Raw genomic sequence first — 18,327 nt, forward strand, 5'->3', positions numbered from 1 at the left:
CGGCGTGCGAGAGGGGAGGACATCGGATCAGGCAAGGGCCGGCTCCCCGGGTTGCGCGGCCGGCCGGCCGCGGGCGCGCTCGGCCAGTTCGTCGGCGAACCACGTCAGCGTCGCCTTCAGCCCGTCCTCGAGGGCGACCCGGGGCGCCCAGGCGAGCAGGGTGCGGGCGCGGGTGATGTCGGGGCGCCGGCGCCGCGGGTCGTCCACCGGCAGCGGGCGGTGGACGATCTCGGACGCCGTTCCGGTGAGCCGGACCACCCGGGCGACGAGGTCGGCGACCGTCAGCTCGTGCGGGTTGCCGAGGTTGACCGGGCCGCCGAGCGGACCGTCGTGGTGCATCAGCCGCATCATCCCGTCGACGAGGTCGCTGGCGAAGCAGAACGAGCGGGTCTGCCGGCCATCGCCGTAGAGGGTGATGTCGTCGCCGGCGAGCGCCTGGCAGATGACGTTGGAGACGACCCGGCCGTCGTCGGCCCGCATCCTGGGCCCGTAGGTGTTGAAGATCCGGGCGACCCGCACGTCGAGGCCGTGGACGCGCTCGAAGTCGAACACGAGGCTCTCGGCAGCGCGCTTGCCCTCGTCGTAGCAGGCCCGCGGCCCGGTCGGGTTGACGTTGCCCCAGTAGGATTCCTGCTGCGGGTGCACGTCCGGGTCGCCGTAGACCTCGCTGGTCGAGGCCTGGAGGAAGCGGGCCCCGTTCTCGCGGGCGAGTTCGAGCAGGCGGTGGGTGCCGACGACGCTGGTCATCATCGTGTGAAGGGGGTCGGCCTGATAGTGCGGCGGCGAGGCGGCGCAGGCGAGGTTGAACACCCGGTCGAAGCGCGGCAGCGCCGGCAGCGGCGCGGTGATGTCGGCCTCGACCAGATCGAAGCGCGGCTCGCGGGCGAGATGCGCGAGGTTGACCCGCCGGCCGGTGAGGAAGCTGTCGAGGCAGGTCACCCGCGCGCCCTCGGCGAGCAGCGCGTCGACGAGGTGCGAGCCGATGAAGCCGGCGCCTCCGGCGACCAGGACCTGCGTGGTTCGTCCGTTCTTCATGCGGTCGGCCCTCCCTCGGTGAGCGTGTTCGTGACCATCGTGGCCCGCATCGCGGGGTTCCTGGCGGTGCCGGCGCGGAGTTCGGCGGCCTCGCGCAGATGCCGCTCCAGCTCGGCCGCCCGGTGCGCGGCGGTGTGGCGGCGCAGGACGCTGGCGCGGGCGGCCGCGCCGAGGCGGCGGCGCTCGGCCTCGGGCTGCACGGCGAGGATCGCCAGCACCTCGTCGGCGGTGTCGACCGGCAGGATCTCGCGGCCGGGGACCAGCACGGTGTCGAGCCCGTCCCAGCGGTCGGACAGGATCGGCGTGCCGATGGCGGCGGCCTCGAACAGGCGCACGCTCGGGCTGTAGCCGGCGCGGATCATGTCGGCCCGGGTGACGTTCAGGGTGTAGCGGCTCGCCGCGTAGAAGTCGGGATGCGCCTCCGGCGGCAGGTGCTCGATGCGCTCGACATTGGCCGGCCAGTCGATCTGCGCCGGGTATTGCGGCCCGGCGACGGCGCAGCGCAGCCCCGGCTCCCGGCGCGCCGGCTCCAGCAGCAGCCGGTCGAGGGTCGGCTGCCGGTCCGGGCTGTAGGTGCCGAGATAGGACAGGTCGTAGCGGGCCGGGCGATCGAGCGGCGGATAGGCGTCGGGATCGACCGAGCAGTACAGCGCCCGCGCCGCCGGCGAGCCGTAACGCCGCTCCAGGAGGTCGAGGGTCGGCCCGCCGGTGAACGACAGGTAGAGGTCGTAGCCGGCGATCAGGTCGGGCGTCAGGTATTCGTGGTCGCCCCGGTCGAGCTTCGCCAGGGTGACCGGGGTGTCGATGTCGTAGAAGGCGCGCACGCCGGACGCCCAGTCGAGCACCCGCTCCCCGACCGCGACGCCGTCCGGCACGTAGGAGCCGACCACCACGGCGTCGGCCTCCGCGATGGCGCCGCGGAAGCGGGCTTCGAGGTCGTCGAGGCCGGCATAGAGCGCGAAGCGGCAGAAATCCGGCCGCGGCAGGTCGCGGTGGGCGGCGTACCAGGGCACGTCGCGCTCCAGGAACAGCACGTCGTGGCCGCTTGCGGCGACGGCGCGCAGGAGCGCACGGTAGGTCGTGGCGTGGCCGTTGCCCCAGGACGAGGACAGGCTGAGGCCGAGGACGACCAGGGAGAGCGGGGCGCTCACGCGACGCTCCGGGCCGGGGCGGCCTGCCCGGCGCGCTTGCGCGCCACCGCGTCGCGCAGGATCGCGTCGACCCCGGCGCCGCGATGGGCGTAGGTGTGCTCGGCGATGATGCGGGCGCGCGCCGCCGCGCCGACCGCCCGGGCCCGCTCGGGGGTGAGGGCGGCGAGGTGCCCGGCGACGTCGTGGCCGTCGCGGGCGACCAGCACCTCCTCGCCTTCCTTGAGGAACAGGTCGAGGCCCTCCCAGGCATCGGTGACGAGGCAGGCGCCGGCGCCGGCGGCCTCGAACACCCGCGTCGCCGGCGAGAAGCCCACCGCCGCCATGCTGTCGCGGGCGATGTTGAGCACCGCGAGCGGGGTCGCGTTGAAGGCGTTGTGCTCGCGGGTCGAGACGTGGCCGAGATGGCGCACGTTGCCGGGCATCGCCTTGCTCTCCCAGCCGCTGCCGCCGATCAGGAAGGCGCGCTCCGGCAGGTGCCGCGCCGCGTCGAGGAAGAACGTGTCCACCCGCGCCTCGCGGTCGGGCAGGCGGTTGCCCAGGAAGGCGAGGTCGGCGGAGAAGCGCGGATCCGGCGGCACCGGGTGGTGGGTCGCGGGGTCGAGGGCGTTGTAGATCGGGATGCAGGCCCGGGCGCCGAAGCCCTCGTAGGCGGCGACCACCGGCGGGCCGCCGCCATAGGTCAGCACGAGGTCGAGGCCGGGCAGGACCCGGTGGGTCGGGTGGCCGGGATCGGCGCGCAGCTCCGCCAGGGTCGCGGGGGCGTCGACGTCCCAGAAGATCGTCACGGCGGCCGGGTCCGCCGCCGCGGCGAGGCCGGCGAGCAATTCGTCGTCGAACACGCCGACGCCGCTCGCCTTCACCACCACGTCGGCGCCGGCCGCCTCGGCCACCACCGCCCGCATCGCCTCGGGCGTCGCCGGGTAGACGCTCACCGCGGCCCAGTCGGGCGGGTCGATGTCGCGGTGGCTCTGGCGGTCGAAGGCGTCGGGCTCGTAGAAGGTGATCTCGTAGCCGCGCCCGGCGAGGTCGCGCAGCAGCCCCCGGTAATAGGTGGCGGCGCCGTTCCAGTACGACGACAGCAGGCTCGAACCGTAGAAACTCAGCTTCACGCCGGGACCTCCTGGGGTGCGCGGTCGCGCAGGGCGCCCACGAGGGCGAGCAGCTCGTCGACGCGATGGCGGCAGGTGTGGCGGGCCCGGATCGTGGCGAGCCCGCGGGCGACGAGGCTCCGGCGCAGGGCCGGATCGTCGCGCAACGCCGCGAGGTGGCGCGCCATCTCGGCGCCGGTGCGGGCGAGGAGGTAGTCCTCGCCGGGGGAAAACAGCCCCTCGGCGTCGTGCCAGGGGGCGCAGACCAGCGGGATGCCGCAGGCCAGGGCCTCGAACACCCGGATCGTCGGGATGCCGGGGAGGTGCTCGACGTAGAAGCGCCGCGGCACGTGCACGGTGGCGAGGTGGCGGGCGAACAGGGCCGGCGCCGCGGCGTTCGGGGCCCAGCCGCGATAGCGGGCGCCGTAACGCGCCAGCGTCGCCAGGGCTTCGTCCGGGTAGCGCACGCCGTGGATGTCGAGAGGCAGGCCGGTGGCCCGGGCCGGAGCGAGCAGGAAGGTTTCGAGTTCCTCGCCGCGCTCGCCGTCGCCCCAGTTGCCGATCCACACCAGACCCTCGCGCGGCCCGTCCTCGGCCGGCGGATGGAACAGGCGGTCGTCGGCGGCCTCGTGCCAGACGAAGACCCGATTGCCCCAGCCCCAGCCGCGATAGACCTCGGCCAGGGTCTCGCCGAAGGCGAGCACGCCGTCGTAGCCGCCGAGATCGTAGCGGCGCATGGCGTCGGGCTCGCTCACCGCCCGGTGGTGGGTGTCGTGGAACAGCAGCAGGCCCGGCGCCCCGCGGCGGCGTTGCGCCCCGAGAGCGGCGACGAGGGCGGGCTCGTTCCACTCGTGGACGATGACGAGGTCGGCGTCGCGCACCCGTTCGACCACGGGTTTGACCGCGCCGTAGGACTGCGAGCGCAGTTCCGGATAGGCGGCGCGCCAAGCGTCGAGCCCGGCCTCGCCGTGGTCGCGGGTCAGGTTGGCGAGGCTCCAGGCGCCCTCGGGCTCGAACGCCTCGACCGCGTGGCCGCGGGCGATCAGGTCGCGCAGCACGCCGCGCAGGAAGTGGGCGTTGCCGTGGTTCCAGCACGAGGCGAGGGAGTGGGTGAAGTAGGCGATCCTCATGCCGCCGCCTCCGCCGAAGCACCGATGCCGAGCAGCCGGCGATGGAGGTCGCGCACGCCCGCGATCATCGCCGCGACGCCGTACCGCGCCGCGCGCCGCCGGGCGGCGTCGCCGAGAGCGCGGCGCTGCTCCGGATCGGCGGCGAGCGCCTCGATCGCGGCCCCGGCCCCGGCCTCATCGTCGGCATCCACGAACAGGGCCGTGCCGTCCCACAGCTCGCGGAAGCCCGGCAGGTCGGACAGGACCAGCGGGCAGCCGGCCTGCGCCGCCTCCAGCACCGCGAGGCCGAACGGCTCGTAGAGCGCCAGCGAGACGAAGAGCGGCCGGCCCGACAGGATCCCGGCCATCGCCGCCCCGTCGAGCTGCCCGAGGGCGCGCAGATGCGTCAGGGCGATGCGCTCGCCGGTCGGCCCCTCGGTCGGGCCGGCGGCGAGGATCGGCGTCGCGATGCGGCCGGCGATGCGGTCGAGGCCGGCGGCGTTCTTGGCCCGGTCCCACAGCCGGCCGGCGGTCACCGCCCCGGCGGCCGGGGCGGCGTCGCGCGCGATCCGGTGCGGGCGGCGGCCGTTATGCACCGCGACCGGCGCCGCCGGCAGGCCGTGGACGCGCCGGACCGCCTCGGCGAAGGCGCGGGTCGGCGCCAGCAGGGCGTCGGCGGCCCGGCAGCCCTGCGTGGCGAGGTCGTGGCGCCAGGCGAGGTCGGCCGGCAGCTTGCCGCCGATCACGGCGTCCCACCACGTGCCGACGCAGGAATGGCACACCGCCACCACCGGCACCCCGAACCCGCCGGCCGCCGCGTAGGCCGGCCCGTGCAGGTGGACGAGGTCGGCGCCGAGCGCCCGGCCGAGCCGTCCGAGGGCGCGGCCGGCCTCGATCACCGCTTCGGGCGTGTCGGCGGTCCAGTCGAGGGGGAGACCGGTCGTGACGAGCCGCGGGCCGGGTCCGGCCTCGGCCTCCGCGGCCCCTGCCGCCGCGACCTGGGCCGGCGAGGGCGCCGGCCCGAGTACCGCCAGGGTGACGCGAAACCCTTCCGCCCCGAGCCCGCGGGCGAGATCGAGGGAATATTGCCAGACGCCGCCGACGGCGTCGGCGGTCATCAGGACGTGGGGCGCGTCCCCGCCGGTCAGCGACATCCGCATGCCGCCTCCAGCTCGTGGAGCGGGAGCGGGCGCTCCTCCTGGATGTCGCTGAAGCGGTCGAACTGGCCGAGGTAATGGGCGTGCGCCCGCTCCCAGGCCCGGTCGTCCGGCGCGCCCCACAGCCGGCGGTAATCGGGGGAGCTCGGATAGGGGTAGAGCGGCACCGGGTCGTTGGCCCAGACGCCGGCCCCGCGCAGACGGTCGCGCCACGAGGCGACGAGGTCGGGATCGTCGCCCGCCACGGCGATGAGGTTGGCCTGGACGAACGGCACGGTGCGCCGGGCGTGGATCAGCCGCTCGGCGAGGTCGTCGGTCGAGGCGCGGCACTTCTTGTCGAGGGCGGCGCGGCCGGCCTCGGTCAGGCTCTCGATCCCGGCCTCGATCGACACGCAGCCGGCGGCGCCGAGCAGGTCGAGCATGTCCGGCTTCCACAGGTCGATCCGGGTCTGCACCCCGAAGCGCAGGTCCCGCCCGGCCAGGGCCTCCAGCAGTGGCTTCTGCGGCAGGAAGATCTCGTCCACGAAGTAGACGTAGGTGACGCCCTGGGCGATCAGGCCGTCGATCTCCTCGATCACGTGGCCGAGGTCGCGGCGGCGATACTGGTCGCGAAAGTCGATCTTGGCGCAGAAGCTGCACGTGTAGGGGCAGCCGCGCGACGCCTCGACCTCGGCGCCCGGCCCGTCCGGCTCGCGGTCGAAGCGGTGGTGATGATGGTGGTGGCGGGCGATCCACTCGTCCGGCCAGCGCAAGGCCGGCAGGTCGGTGAAGCGGCCGGCATGCGGTCCTCCGGTGACCACCGTCTCTGCCCCCGACCGGAACGCAATCGACGGGACCCGACGCAGGTCATCGGCGGCGCACAGCAGCGGCAGGATCTCCTCGCACTCGCCGCGCACCGCGACGTCGACCCCGAGCTTGTCGAGGAGCGGGCGCGGCGTCGCCGAGCCGTGCGGACCGACCGCGACGGTCCGCCCGCCCCGTCCCGCCAGGGCGTCGAGGAAGGCGCGCGGCACCCGCAGCTCGGGCGGGGCGCAGCGCCAGAACAGGTAGGTCGGCGCGGTGGCGACCACCGTCATGCCGGGCGAGAACGCCGCCACGGCGGCGGCGGCCTGGGCATGGTCGAGCCCGGTGAGGTGGGCATCGACGACCAGCACGTCGTGGCCGGCGGCCTCCAGCAGGGCGCGGGAATAGCCGAGTTCCAGCGGCAGGTGCGGCGCGCGGCAGCCGAAATAGATGCTGTTGCGGTAGTCCCAGGACGGGTTGACGAGGGCCACTCTCATGAGGCGGCTCCTGTCGGAGCCGGAGCGGCTCCGATGGCGGCGTCCGGCCCGCGCTCGGCGGCGAGCCAGCGGGCGAGGTCGGCGACGCCGTCCTGCCACGGCATCGGCGCCGCGAGGCCGAGGGCGGCCGTGGCGCGGCGCGTGTCGGAGACGTAGTAGCGCTGGTCGCCGGCGCGCCAGTCGGCGAAGCGGGTCTCGACCGGGCGCCCGAGGAGGTGCCCGATCCAGGCCAGGACCCGGCGCAGGCTGACCGCGTTGCCCGGGCCGCCGCCGAGATTGAAGGCGCGTCCGGCGGCGGCGTCGATCCGCCGCCACGCCGCGAGATAGGCCGCGACCGCGTCGGCGACGTGGAGCACGTCGCGCACCTGCCGGCCGTCGCCGTAGAGGGTGACCGGTTCGCCCTCCAGGGCGCGGATCAGGAAATGGGCGACCCAGCCCTGGTCCTCGCTGCCGCGCTGGCGCGGGCCGTAGATGCAGCTCATCCGCATCACCGCGGCCGGGATGCCGAAGCTGCGGGCGTAGTCGAGGACGTACTGGTCGGCGGCCCCCTTCGAGCAGCCGTAGGGGGTGTGGAAGTCCAGCGGCCGCGCCTCGCCGATGCCGGTGGCGCGCAAGCCCGGATCGGCCGGCAGGTGGGCGTCGTCCTCGACCGTCAGGGCGACGTCGGCGAGGTCGCCGTAGACCTTGTTGGTCGAGGCGAACAGCAGCGGCGGCGGCACCGCGCGGGCGCGCAGCGCCTCGAGCAGGTTCAGGGTGCCGAGCAGGTTGACCTCGAAATCCTCCCGCGGCGCGTCGAGGCTCGTGGTCACGGCGACCTGGGCGGCGAAGTGGAACACCGCCGCGGCGTCCCGGGCCGCCTCGCCGAGGCGGTCGCGGTCGCGGATGTCGGCGACGATCGCGGTGATCCGCTGCGGGTGGCGCCGGGTCAGCCAGCCGAGGTTGCGCGCGACGCCCGGCCGGGCGAGGGCGTCGTAGACGATCACGTCGTGGCCGTCTCCGGCGAGGCGGTCGGCGAGGTTGGCGCCGATGAAGCCGGCGCCGCCGGTGACGAGGACGGGACCCGCGGGGGCGGGTCCCCCGGCCATGCCCGGCCTCACGCGACGAGCCCCTTGGCTTCGAGTTCGCGGCGGGCCTCGCCGACGCGGTCGACCGCCTCCTGCTCGGCGACCCAGGCGGCGAGTTCCGCCAGCCCCTCGCGGAAGTCGCGGCGCGGCGCGTAGCCGAGCTCGCGCCGGATCTTGCCGATGTCGGCGATGCAGTGCCGGATGTCGCCGGCCCGGGCCTTGCCGGTGACCTCGGGCTCGATTCCCTCGCGGCCCATCGCGGCGGCGAGCATGCGCGCGACCTCGCGCACCGTGCGGTCCTCGCCGCTGCCGACGTTGTAGACCTGCCCCGCCGCGGCGGGGTGCTCCAGGGCCAGGGCGAAGGCCTGCGCCACGTCGGCGACGTGGACGAAGTCGCGCCGCTGCTCGCCGTCCTCGAAGATCATCGGCCGCTGGCCGTTGTGAAGCCGCGAGGCGAAGATCGCCAGGACGCCGGTATAGGGGTTCGACAGCGCCTGACCGGGGCCGTAGGCGTTCCACAGCCGCAGGGCGACGCCCTCCATGCCGTAGGCCGGTGCCACCGTGAGGGTCAGGCGCTCCTGCATGTACTTCGTCAGCGCGTAGACCGAGGCGAGGGCGGGCTGCTTGGATTCCGGGGTCGGCCGCGGGCGCAGCGGGCGGCCCTCGCCGTCGAGGGGGTCCCACGGCTCGCCCGGCCGGCGCGGCCTGCGGGCGACGTCGGCCAGCGTCGTGCCGTCCTGCGTCGCGTAGAGCCCCTCGCCGTAGACGCTCATCGAGGAGGCGACGACGACCCGGCGCACCGGTGCCTCGATCAGCCGCTGGAACAGCACCGCGGTGCCGTGGTCGTTGACCGAGACGTAGCGGTCGATGGCGTACATGCTCTGGCCGACGCCGACCTCGGCCGCGAGGTGCACGACGCTGCCGGCCCCGTCGAGGGCGCGGGCCACCGCGGCGGCGTCGCGCACGTCTCCGTCGATGAAGGCGACGCGGGGATCGAGCCCCTCGGGCGCGCCGCGGCCGCCATGAACCTGATCGATGAGGCTGTCGAGCACCCGGACGCCGTAGCCCCGGCGGAGCAGTTCCGCCGCGAGGTGCCGGCCGATGAATCCGGCCCCGCCGGTGATCAGAACGGTCTCTGCCAAGCGCCTCGGTCCTCGCTGCCAGGAATACTATCCTGGAGTATAATGCGGGACCGGGAGGTAAGTTCCTTGCCTGTTCCGGGCAGGGCATCCACCGGGGCGAGGCGCCCCGTGGAGCACCGGCACTCCGCGACCGCCGGAGGCGGCCGCGCGGGAAGCCGGAGCGGGATCGTGCCGCGCGGCAACGTCATCGTCGGCGACGCCGACGGTCGTTGTCAATATTCCCGAAGGTCAGATGTGCGCCCGGATTGTTGCGGCTCGTATCGTGCCCGACCAGACACCGGACGGCGACCGTCGATCCGGTCGATTCGGCAAGGTCGAGATTTCACCGCACGGCGGGACCGGCCGGTCGTGGTGCGGTCGTGACGGTGATTCACGCCCGAGAAGCGCATGGGTGGGGCGCATGGGATCGCCGGCCGCGGGATCCGGATCGGACCTCGCGGGGCGATCGGTCGCGGATTCCGGCCGCCGCTCAGTACGGATAGCCGTAATAGGGCGTGGGAACCGGCCGGCCGGGATAGGTCACGGGCGCGCGGCGCGGCCCGTAGGCGCGCAGGTACGGGTTGTAGCGCGGTTGGGTGTAGTTGCCGTTGTTGACGCCGGCCGAGCGGTCGTTGCCGCTGAGCGCCGCGTAGGGTGACAGCCCGCTGCCACTGTCGCTGTTGCGCGCGACGGAGGCTCCGGTCGCGGCGACGAGCAGGCCGGCGGCGAGGGCGAGGCGAAGGACGGTCGAGGTCATGGACGGTACCCGGATGCGAGTGAGTCAACGGAGGTCGGTGCCGGTGGTTCCCGCCGCGCTGTCGCGGCCCGTGCCCTCCGCTGCTGGACGCCGACGGTACCGGTGCTAGGTTGATGAACGCGCAACAGGTCCCTGTTTGACGCGGAGCATGCGATGGACGTGAAGCAGGCGGTGGCCAAGGCCAAGGAATTCCTCGGCGCCGTTTTCGCCGATGAAGAAATCGCCGGACTCCGGCTCGAAGAGGTGGAGTACGACCGGCAGGAGCGCGCGTGGCTCGTGACGCTTGGGATGACGAGGCCATCCGTCGCGAGCGAGCAGGGGGCGCTCACGGCCCTGATGAATCAGGGGCGCTTGAGGCAGGCCTACAAGGTCGTTCGCATCCCGGAGGACACCAACGATTATCCGTCGATCAAGATTCGTGAATTCGGAAACGAATGACGATTCCGATCCTGCTCGACACGCAGCTCATGGTGTTGCTGGCGGTCGGTGCGACATCCCTCTCGATCATTCCGAAGCACAAGAATCTCACCGAATTCACCGTCGATGATTTCGAGTTGCTGCTGCACCTCCTCGGACGCGATCCCGAGTTGATCCTGTTGCCCAACACCGTCTCGGAGGCCGCGAACCTGCTCCGTCAGCATAGGGACCCCGAGCGAAGCAGGATCATGGCAACCCTCGAAACGATCGTCGGATCGAATGTCGAGCGATACGTCCCGAGTTCCGAGGTGGTGCTACGACCGGATTTTCGCCGTCTCGGACTCACGGATACGGCGATTCTCGAAGCTTGCAAGCTGCCAGCGTATCAAATCCTGACCGCCGACCTAGACTTGTTCGTCGCTGCGAGCATCAGCGGCCTTCAAGCCGTCAGTTTTAACCACCAGCGTGAAGATTATGGACTGATATAAGGCGCCGCTCGGCCGGATCCTTGCGAAACAAGGTTCGACACCGATCATCGTCCCGGTGGCTGCCGGCCCCTGCGCCTCACGCCGCGTCGTCCCGCCCGAACACAGAGCGCCCCGGAATCGCCTCCAGCAGCGTCCGCGTGTAGGGATGCCGCGGATCGGCGAACAAAGCCGCGGCCGGCTGCATCTCGACGATCTCGCCCTTCCGCATCACCGCGATGCGGTCGCAGATCTGCGCCGCCACCCGCAGGTCGTGGGTGATGAACAGCATCGCCAGATGCAGGCGCCGCTTGAGGTCGTCGAGGAGGGCCAGCACCTGCGCCTGGACCGAGACGTCGAGGGCCGAGACCGCCTCGTCGGCGACGAGCACGTCCGGTTCGAGGGCGAGCGCCCGGGCGATGCCGATGCGCTGGCGCTGCCCGCCCGAGAAGGCGTTCGGGTAGCGGTCGCCCGCCCGCGGGTCGAGGCCGACGAGAGCGAGCAGTTCCCGCGCCCGCGCCCGGGCGACGCTCGCCGGAGTGCCGTGGGCGATCGGGCCGCCGGCGATGATCTGCTCCACGGTGCGGCGCGGGTTGAGCGAGGCGAACGGGTCCTGGAAGATCATCTGCACCCGCTTGCGCTCCTGGCGCAGGCGGGCCGGGGCGAGCGCCGCGTAGTCGGTGGTGCCGAGATGGATCGCGCCGGAATCCGGCTCGACCAGACGGATCGCCAGCCGCGCGGTGGTGGACTTGCCCGAGCCCGACTCGCCGACGAGGCCGAGGGTCTCGCCCCGCCGCACCACGAAGCTCACGCCCTTCGCCGCGGCGACCACCCGGGGCGGGCCGATCAGGCCGGTGCGGGTGACGTAGGTCTTGGCCAGCCCCTCGACGGCCAGCGCCGGCGGAGCGTCGTCCAGCGCGGCGCGCTGCGGCGGCACCAGTCCCGGCACCGCGGCGAGCAGGCTCCTCGTGTAGGCGTGCCGCGGCGTGCGCAGCACCGCCGCGGCCGGGCCCTCCTCGACCACCCGGCCGCGCTGGAGCACGGCGACGTGATCGGCGATGTCGGCGACCACGCCGAAATCGTGGGTGATGAACAGCACCGCCATGTTGCGGCGGCGCTGGAGGTCGCGGATGAGCTTCAGAATCTGCGCCTGGGTCGTCACGTCGAGGGCCGTCGTCGGCTCGTCGGCCACCAGCACGGCGGGTTCCAGCGCCAGCGCCATCGCGATCATCGCCCGCTGGCGCTGCCCGCCGGAGAGCTGGTGCGGGTAGGAGCGCACGATCCGCTCGGGATCGGGCAGCCCGACCTCCGTGGCGAGCGCCACGGCGCGGTCCCATCTTTCGCGCCGGGTCAGCAGGCCGTGGGCCTCGAACATCTCGGCGATCTGGTCGCCGATGCGCAGGACCGGGTTCAGGGCCGTCATCGGCTCCTGGAAGATCATCGCGATGCGCCGGCCGCGGATCGCCCGCCACTCGGATTCCCGCAAGCCCACGAGATCGCGGCCCTCGAACCGGATCGTGCCGCCGCTCGGGGAGAAGCCGTGCGGCAGGAGGCCCATCAGCGCGTAGGCGCTCATCGACTTGCCCGAGCCCGATTCGCCGACGAGGCACAGGATCCGGCCGGGCATCAGGTCGAGGCTGACGCCCTCGACGGCGTTCGGCCGGTCGGCGCCCTTCGGCAGGGCGATGGTGAGGTCGCGGATCGCGACGACGGGTTCGCTCACGCCGCCCTCCTGCTCGCGAGGAGCGCCGGCCCGGTCTCGCCGAGGTCCCAGAACAGGCCGGCCATCAGCACCAGCCCCTCGCGCACCACCGGGGCGAGCAGGTGCTCGTCCGGGGCATGCTGCGAGCAGGCCGGGTAGGAATGCGGCACCCACAGCGTCGGCAGGCCGAGGAGGTGGGCGAAGGCGTCGTTGGGCAGCGAGCCGCCGAGATTGGGCAGCAGCACCGGGTCCTTGCCGGTCGAGCGGCGGATCGAGCCGAGCGCCCAGTCGACCCACGGATCCTCGACGTCGAGGCGGGTGGCCTGAAACACCTCCTGGCGCGCCGCCCGGACCTGGACCGACCCGAAGCCGTGATGGTCGAGATGCGCGCGCAGGATCGCCGGCGCGTTCTCCCAGTCGGTGCCGACGACGAAGCGCATCTGCAGCGTCGCCACGGCGCGGGGCGGCACGGCGTTGAGCGGACCCTCGGGGTTGCCGGTCTTGAAGGCCAGCACGTCGAGGGTGTTCCAGGCGAACAGCTTTTCCGCCGCGGTCAGGCCGGGCTCGCCCCAGTTCGGGTCGATCGCCGGGTCGGTCGGGCCGCCGCCGACCTCCAGGCCCGCCAGGGCCGCCCGCACCCCGGCGGGGATCGGCGGCGGGCGCAGGCCCTCGACCAGGATGCGGCCGTCGGCATCGACCAGCGCCGCGATGGCGTGGGCGAGCACGATGCCGGGGTTGCGCAGCAGCCCGCCCCAGTTGCCGGAATGGTGGCCGCCCTCGCGCAGGTCGACGACCAGCTCGAAATTGTAGGCGCCGCGGGAGCCGAGGAACAGCGTCGGGCGCTCGGCGCTCAGGCGCGGCCCGTCCGAGGCGATCAGCAGGTCGGCGGCGAGCGCCTCGCGCTCGGCCGCGCACAGCGCCCGCAGGCCCGGCGAGCCGACCTCCTCGCCCATCTCGACCAGGAGCTTGACGTTGAAGCCGAGCCGGCCGCCGCGCGCCGCCATCACCTGTTCGAGGGCCGCGAGGTTGACGAGGTGCTGGCCCTTGTTGTCGGCGATGCCGCGGCCGTACCAGCGCTCGCCCTCGACCACGACCCGCCAGGGCTCCAGCCCGGCGCGCCACTGCTCCGGCACGCCGAGCACGGTGTCGCCGTGGCCGTAGACCAGCACCGTCGGCAGTTCGGCCGATTCGTGCCGCTCGGCGATCAGGAACGGGCCGTGGCGGCCGTCCGGGTTGTCGAGGATGCGGCTCTCGAAGCCGAGCCGGAGAAGATCGGGCCCGAGCCCGTCCGCGAGGTAGGCGCGCAGGGCGTCGTCCTGCCCGCTCGCCTGGCTCTCGGTGCGGAAAGCCACCTTGTCGCGCAGCAGGGCGAGGAAGCCGCCGTCGTCGAACAGGCGGGCGGCGCGGGCGAGGGCGTCGGATCGGCTCATGGCAGGGTCCCGTTACGCAGGGAGGAGAGGGTCAGCGGCGCGCCTCGGGGGCCGTCACGTCGCGCACGCCGTCGCCGACGAGGTTGATCGCCAGCACCAGCAGCAGCAGCGCCACGCCCGGGATGGTGATGACCCAGGGCGAGAAGAACATGTACGGCTTGCCCTCGGCGATCATCAGCCCCCAGGACGGCAGCGGCGGCTGCACCCCGAGGCCGAGGAACGACAGCGCGGCCTCGAGCAGGATCGCGTGCGCCATCTCCAGCGTCGCCACCACGATCAGCGGGTTGAGGATGTTGGGCAGGATCTCCTGCAGCACGATGCGCGGGGTCGAGAACCCGGCCGAGACCGCGGCGGAGACGAAGTCGAGGCTGCGCACCTGCTGGGTCGCGGCCCGCGTCACCACCGCGAAGCGGTCCCACAGCAGCAGGCCGAGGACCAGGATCACCACCTCGAGCGAGCCGCCGACCAGGGCGGCCACCGCGAGCGCCACCAGCACCACCGGCATCGCGAGGCGGGTGGTGACGACGTAGCTCACCACGGCGTCGACCCGGCCGCCGAAATAGCCGGCGCAGACGCCGAGCACGGTGCCGATCACCCCCGAGATCAGCGCGCTCGACAGACCGATCAGCAGCGAGATCCGGGCGCCGTGGAGCAGCCGGCTGAGATAGTCGCGCCCGAGCTTGTCGGTGCCGAGCACGTGCTCCCAGGTGCCCTTGGCGTGCCAGACCGGCGGCACCATGCGGCGGGCGACGTCCTGGGCGTAGGGGTCGTGCGGCGCGATCAGGGGCGCGGCGAGCGCCGCCGCCACGATCACCGCCAGGATCGCGGCGCCGAGGACGAAGCCGCGATGGCCCAGCGAGCGGCCGAGCGCGATGGCGAGCGGCGAGGCGACCGGCGGCAGCGCGGGCGTCGCCACGGCGGCGGGGGAGGGGAGCGAGGTCATCGGCGCAGCCTCGGATCGAGCAGGGCGTTGAGGAGGTCGGCCGCGAGGGTGAGCGCGATGTAGATCATCGCCAGCACCAGCACGATCGCCTGCACCACCGGGAAGTCGTTGCGGGCGATCGATTCCCAGGCGAGCTGGCCGAGGCCCTGGAGCGAGAACACCGCCTCGATGACGATCGAGCCGCCGAGCATGAAGCCGAACTGCACCGCGGCCAGCGCGATCACCGGGATGACGGCGTTGCGCAGGGCGTGGCGCACCAGGATCGTGCGCGCCGGCAGGCCCTTGGCCCGGGCGGTGCGGACGTAGTCGGAATTCAGCACCTCCAGCATGCCGTTGCGGGTCAGCCGCATCACCGCCGGCATCGCGTAGTAGCCGAGCGCCACCGCCGGCAGGACGAAGTGCTTCCAGGTCGCGTTGCCGGAGACCGGCAGCCAGCGCAGGTTGACCGCGAAGACCAGGATCAGGGTCAGGCCGAACCAGAAGCTCGGCATCGCCTGCCCGAGCACCGAGACGAACAGCGCCAGCCGGTCGATCCAGGTGTCGCGCTTGACCGACGCCAGCACGCCGAGCGGGATCGCCACGAACAGCGCGACGGCGAGCGCGATGATCCCGAGGGTCAGGGTGATCGGCAGGCGCGAGGCGAGCAGGTCTGCGACGCTCTCGCGGAAGTAGAACGAGTTGCCGAAATCGAACCGCAGCGCCCGCCACGCCCAGGCGGCGAACTGCACCGCGAGCGGCCGGTCGAGGCCGTACTCGGTGCGGACCGCAGCGACCTGCTCGGCCGAGGCCTCCGGCCCGGCGATGGCGGTGGCGAGGTCGCCCGACAGGTGCAGCAGCAGGAAGGTCGCGACCGAGACCGTCACGGCGACCGCCAGCGCGACGAGGAGGCGGCGCAGGGTGAAGCGCAGCATGGCGGCCTCACTTCCACGACGCGGCGTAGAACCGCGGCACCTCGTCGGGCTGGGCCGTGAAGGCGAGGTCGTGGGTGAAGGCGTAGTGGGTCGAGTACGAGAACAGCGGCAGGGCGTAGGCCTCCGCGGCGATCCGCTTGAGGGCGGCGGCGTATCGCGTCTTGCGCTCGGCCGGATCGGTCGCGGTGTCGGCGGCCTTGAGCAGCGCGACCGTCTCGGGATCCTTGGCGGTGTCGTCGTCGCCGCCGCCGAAATACACTCCGGTGAACGCCGAGGCGTCGTTGACCGAGAACGAGCCCCAGGTCTGGAAGAAGATCGACACCTTGCCGGCCCGGCCCTGCTCGCGCAGGGCGGCATACTTGAGGTAGTTGAGCCGCGCCCTGATGCCGACGGCGCGGAGATAGCCGAGCACCGCCTCGGCGTAGTCGCGCTCGCGGTAGGCGCCGAGGTCGATGTCGAAGCCGTTCGGGTAGCCGGCCTCGGCCAGGAGCGTCTTCGCCCGGGCCGGGTCGTAGGCGTAGACCGGCACGCCCGCGTCGGTGCAGCCGAACTGCTCGATGAAGCAGGCCGAATTCATCACCCGGCTGCCGCCGCGCACGAGGTTGTCGACCATCGCCTTGCGGTCGACGGCGTGGGAGATCGCCTGCCGGACCCGCACGTCCTTGAGCGGCGAGTTCGCCATCGCGGTGCCGCGCACGTCGAATTGCAGGAAGCCGACCCGCATCGTCTCGGCGCTGAGCACGGTGAGGTTGGGGACGGTCCTGAGCTGGTCGGCCTGATCGCTTGGCACCCGCCAGATCCAGTCGACGCCGCCGGTCATCAGCTCGGCCATGCGGCTGTCGGCGTCGGGGATGACCCGGAATTCGAGCTTGCCGATCCTCGGCTCGCCGGCCGGGCTGCCCTTCCAGTAGTTCCTGAACCGTTCCATCTTCACGCCGCGCCCGTTCTCGACCGCGGTGATGCGATAGGGCCCGGTGCCGACCGGCGCCTTGGCGAAGCCGTCGAGCCCGACCTTCCTGGTGTAGGCGGCCGGGTAGATCGGCACCGGGCCGGCGAGGTATTCGAGGGCGGCGGGGAACGGCGCCTTGAGGTGGATCCGCACCGTGCGCGCATCGACCTTGTCGGCCGATTTCATCCACTCGACGTTCTGCTTGGTCACCACCCTCGCCTCGGGGGTGAGCACCCAGTTGACCGTGAAGACGACGTCGTCGGCGGTGAAGGGGTCGCCGTTGTGGAAGGTCACGCCGTCGCGCAGCGTCAGTTCGAGGGTGGTCGGATCGACCCAGCGCCACGCGGTCGCCAGCATCGGCAGGTACTGGCCGGTCTTCGGGTCGCGGTAGAGCAGCGTGTCCCAGACGTTGCGGGCGAGGATCACGCCCTCGCGGACGTTGTTGTGGTACGGGCTGACGTTCTCCGGCTCGGTGTCCGAGGCATAGACCAGGGTATCGTTGGCCTTGCCGGCCAGCGCGGGCGCTGTGCCGGCCGCGAGGATCAGGCCGAGGGCGAGACGGGACGCGCGAGACCTGAACCGCATTGGACCACTCCTGCTCCGTGACTTGCGACACCGCGACTGCCGAAAATCTGCTCATGGCAGGATGTTGTGCATCTGCATTCGCAACAAGTAGAATTGTTCGATCGCTGCGTTGCCGCATCGGCAAGGCAGCCCGGCGAGTTCCCCGATGCAGACCACCAGCCTGCGCTACTTCCTCGCCGTCGCCCGCACCGGCTCGATCGCCCGGGCCTCGGAGCAGCTCAACGTCGCCGCCTCGGCGATCAGCCGGCAGATCGCCAACCTGGAGGCGGAGCTGGACTGCGTGCTGTTCGAGCGCCGGCCCCGGGGCATGGTGGCGAGCCCGGCCGGCGAGCTGCTGGCGCGCCACGCCCGGGCGACCCTGCGCGGCGCCGAGCAGGTCGCCACCGAGATCCACGAGCTGCGCGGCCTCGCCCGCGGCTTCGTGCGCATCGCCTGCACCGAAGGCTTCGCCCTCGACCTGCTGCCCAACGCCATCGCGGCGTTCCACCGGGTCCATCCCGGCATCCGCTTCGAGCTCGCGGTCGAGGCGCCCGCGACGGTGACCCGGCTGGTGGCCGAGGGCGAGGTCGATCTCGGCGTCACCTTCGCCCTCGGCCGGCCGCCGGCCGGCGCCGAGGCGGTGGTCCGGGTCCTCTACGAGAGCGTCGTGGCGATGGTCGCGGTGAGCGCCCCGGACCATCCCCTCGCGGGCCGCGAGGTCCTGTTTCTCTCCGATCTCGCCTCCTACCCGCTGGCGCTGGTGACCTCCGACACCACCCTGCGCCGGGTGTTCGACGCCGCCTGCCACGAGGAGGGTCTCGCGGTCGAGCCCGTCCTGACCGCCAACCGGCTCGCCGCCCTGTTCCCGTTCGTGCGCGGCAGCCGCGGGCTGGCGGTGATGTCGGCCCTGTCGGTGACGACGCCGCTGCGCCACGGCGAGCTGGCGGCGATCCCGCTGCGGGCTCGCATGCGGCTCGACCGCGACATCCAGGTCCAGACCATGCGCGAGCGGCGCCTGCCCCATGCCTGCCGGGCCTTCGTGGGCTATCTCACCTCGGCGCTGTCGGCGGGACTGTGAGCGCGCCGGCGGCGGTTCCCCACCGGAAGGGCCCCGCGCGCCGACATCGTTAAAGTCACCTTAACCCCGGACTGTCAGCTTGACCTCCGCCTCCCTCTCGCGGATCG

General features: G+C 72.8%; 17 protein-coding genes. 3 read left to right on the plus strand and 14 right to left on the minus strand.

The features are described from left to right. Window positions 1-27 precede the first annotated feature (27 nt). The 9 genes from EOE48_RS04075 to EOE48_RS04115 form a co-directional block, all read right to left on the minus strand. The gene (locus tag EOE48_RS04075; RefSeq protein WP_127727510.1) at window positions 28-1,035 is read right to left on the minus strand and encodes a UDP-glucuronic acid decarboxylase family protein; all 1,008 of its coding nucleotides are present in this window, start codon (window positions 1,033-1,035) and stop codon (window positions 28-30) included. Continuing rightward, entirely contained in the window at window positions 1,032-2,186 is a 1,155-nt protein-coding gene (locus EOE48_RS04080; protein ID WP_127727511.1) for a CgeB family protein, read from the minus strand. Before EOE48_RS04080 ends, EOE48_RS04075 begins: the two co-directional genes overlap by 4 nt. After that, window positions 2,183-3,295, minus strand: a complete 1,113-nt coding sequence (locus EOE48_RS04085) for a CgeB family protein (protein WP_127727512.1) — start codon at window positions 3,293-3,295, stop codon at window positions 2,183-2,185. Before EOE48_RS04085 ends, EOE48_RS04080 begins: the two co-directional genes overlap by 4 nt. Further along, window positions 3,292-4,404: a CgeB family protein gene (locus EOE48_RS04090; RefSeq protein WP_127727513.1), complete on the minus strand. Its 1,113-nt coding sequence runs from the start codon at window positions 4,402-4,404 to the stop codon at window positions 3,292-3,294. Before EOE48_RS04090 ends, EOE48_RS04085 begins: the two co-directional genes overlap by 4 nt. Beyond that, a complete protein-coding gene (locus EOE48_RS04095) occupies window positions 4,401-5,543 on the minus strand; it encodes a glycosyltransferase family 4 protein (protein ID WP_127727514.1) in 1,143 nt (380 codons plus the stop codon). Before EOE48_RS04095 ends, EOE48_RS04090 begins: the two co-directional genes overlap by 4 nt. Next, on the minus strand, window positions 5,528-6,820 hold the full coding sequence (locus EOE48_RS04100; RefSeq protein ID WP_127727515.1) for a TIGR04295 family B12-binding domain-containing radical SAM protein: 1,293 nt from the start codon (window positions 6,818-6,820) through the stop codon (window positions 5,528-5,530). Before EOE48_RS04100 ends, EOE48_RS04095 begins: the two co-directional genes overlap by 16 nt. After that, entirely contained in the window at window positions 6,817-7,905 is a 1,089-nt protein-coding gene (locus EOE48_RS04105) for an NAD-dependent epimerase/dehydratase family protein (protein WP_127727516.1), read from the minus strand. The genes EOE48_RS04100 and EOE48_RS04105 overlap by 4 nt, the downstream gene beginning before the upstream one ends. Window positions 7,906-7,913: 8 nt before the next feature. Continuing rightward, on the minus strand, window positions 7,914-9,026 hold the full coding sequence (locus EOE48_RS04110) for an NAD-dependent epimerase/dehydratase family protein (RefSeq protein WP_127727517.1): 1,113 nt from the start codon (window positions 9,024-9,026) through the stop codon (window positions 7,914-7,916). Window positions 9,027-9,495: 469 nt separating this feature from the next. After that, window positions 9,496-9,762, minus strand: coding sequence for a hypothetical protein (locus EOE48_RS04115; RefSeq protein WP_127727518.1), 267 nt, complete (start codon window positions 9,760-9,762; stop codon window positions 9,496-9,498). A 153-nt stretch (window positions 9,763-9,915) separates the two neighbouring features. Here EOE48_RS04115 and EOE48_RS04120 point away from each other — a divergent pair, with 153 nt between their 5' ends. After that, on the plus strand, window positions 9,916-10,200 hold the full coding sequence (locus tag EOE48_RS04120) for a hypothetical protein (RefSeq protein WP_127727519.1): 285 nt from the start codon (window positions 9,916-9,918) through the stop codon (window positions 10,198-10,200). Beyond that, window positions 10,197-10,667 (plus strand): PIN domain-containing protein, encoded by a 471-nt coding sequence (locus EOE48_RS04125; protein WP_127727520.1) that lies wholly within the window; start codon window positions 10,197-10,199, stop codon window positions 10,665-10,667. The genes EOE48_RS04120 and EOE48_RS04125 overlap by 4 nt, the downstream gene beginning before the upstream one ends. A gap of 76 nt (window positions 10,668-10,743) precedes the next feature. Here EOE48_RS04125 and EOE48_RS04130 read toward each other — a convergent pair whose 3' ends face one another. From EOE48_RS04130 to EOE48_RS04150, 5 genes are read right to left on the minus strand one after another with little or no spacing between them, the layout of a single operon-like run. Beyond that, window positions 10,744-12,366 carry an ABC transporter ATP-binding protein gene (locus tag EOE48_RS04130; protein ID WP_127727521.1) on the minus strand — a complete coding sequence of 541 codons (1,623 nt, stop codon included), beginning with the start codon at window positions 12,364-12,366 and terminating at the stop codon, window positions 10,744-10,746. After that, window positions 12,363-13,775 (minus strand): M20 family metallopeptidase, encoded by a 1,413-nt coding sequence (locus tag EOE48_RS04135; protein ID WP_127727522.1) that lies wholly within the window; start codon window positions 13,773-13,775, stop codon window positions 12,363-12,365. The genes EOE48_RS04130 and EOE48_RS04135 overlap by 4 nt, the downstream gene beginning before the upstream one ends. 31 nt (window positions 13,776-13,806) lie before the next feature. Continuing rightward, window positions 13,807-14,718 carry an ABC transporter permease gene (locus EOE48_RS04140; protein ID WP_127727523.1) on the minus strand — a complete coding sequence of 304 codons (912 nt, stop codon included), beginning with the start codon at window positions 14,716-14,718 and terminating at the stop codon, window positions 13,807-13,809. Continuing rightward, a complete protein-coding gene (locus tag EOE48_RS04145; RefSeq protein WP_127727524.1) occupies window positions 14,715-15,629 on the minus strand; it encodes an ABC transporter permease in 915 nt (304 codons plus the stop codon). Before EOE48_RS04145 ends, EOE48_RS04140 begins: the two co-directional genes overlap by 4 nt. A gap of 7 nt (window positions 15,630-15,636) precedes the next feature. Beyond that, the gene (locus tag EOE48_RS04150; protein ID WP_127727525.1) at window positions 15,637-17,163 is read right to left on the minus strand and encodes an ABC transporter substrate-binding protein; all 1,527 of its coding nucleotides are present in this window, start codon (window positions 17,161-17,163) and stop codon (window positions 15,637-15,639) included. Window positions 17,164-17,308: 145 nt separating this feature from the next. Here EOE48_RS04150 and EOE48_RS04155 point away from each other — a divergent pair, with 145 nt between their 5' ends. Continuing rightward, complete coding sequence (locus EOE48_RS04155; protein WP_127727526.1) at window positions 17,309-18,220, plus strand: LysR family transcriptional regulator; 912 nt, start codon at window positions 17,309-17,311, stop codon at window positions 18,218-18,220. Window positions 18,221-18,327 lie beyond the last annotated feature (107 nt).

Origin of the sequence: Methylobacterium oryzihabitans (assembly GCF_004004555.2) — a bacterium.
GTDB lineage: Bacteria > Pseudomonadota > Alphaproteobacteria > Rhizobiales > Beijerinckiaceae > Methylobacterium > Methylobacterium oryzihabitans.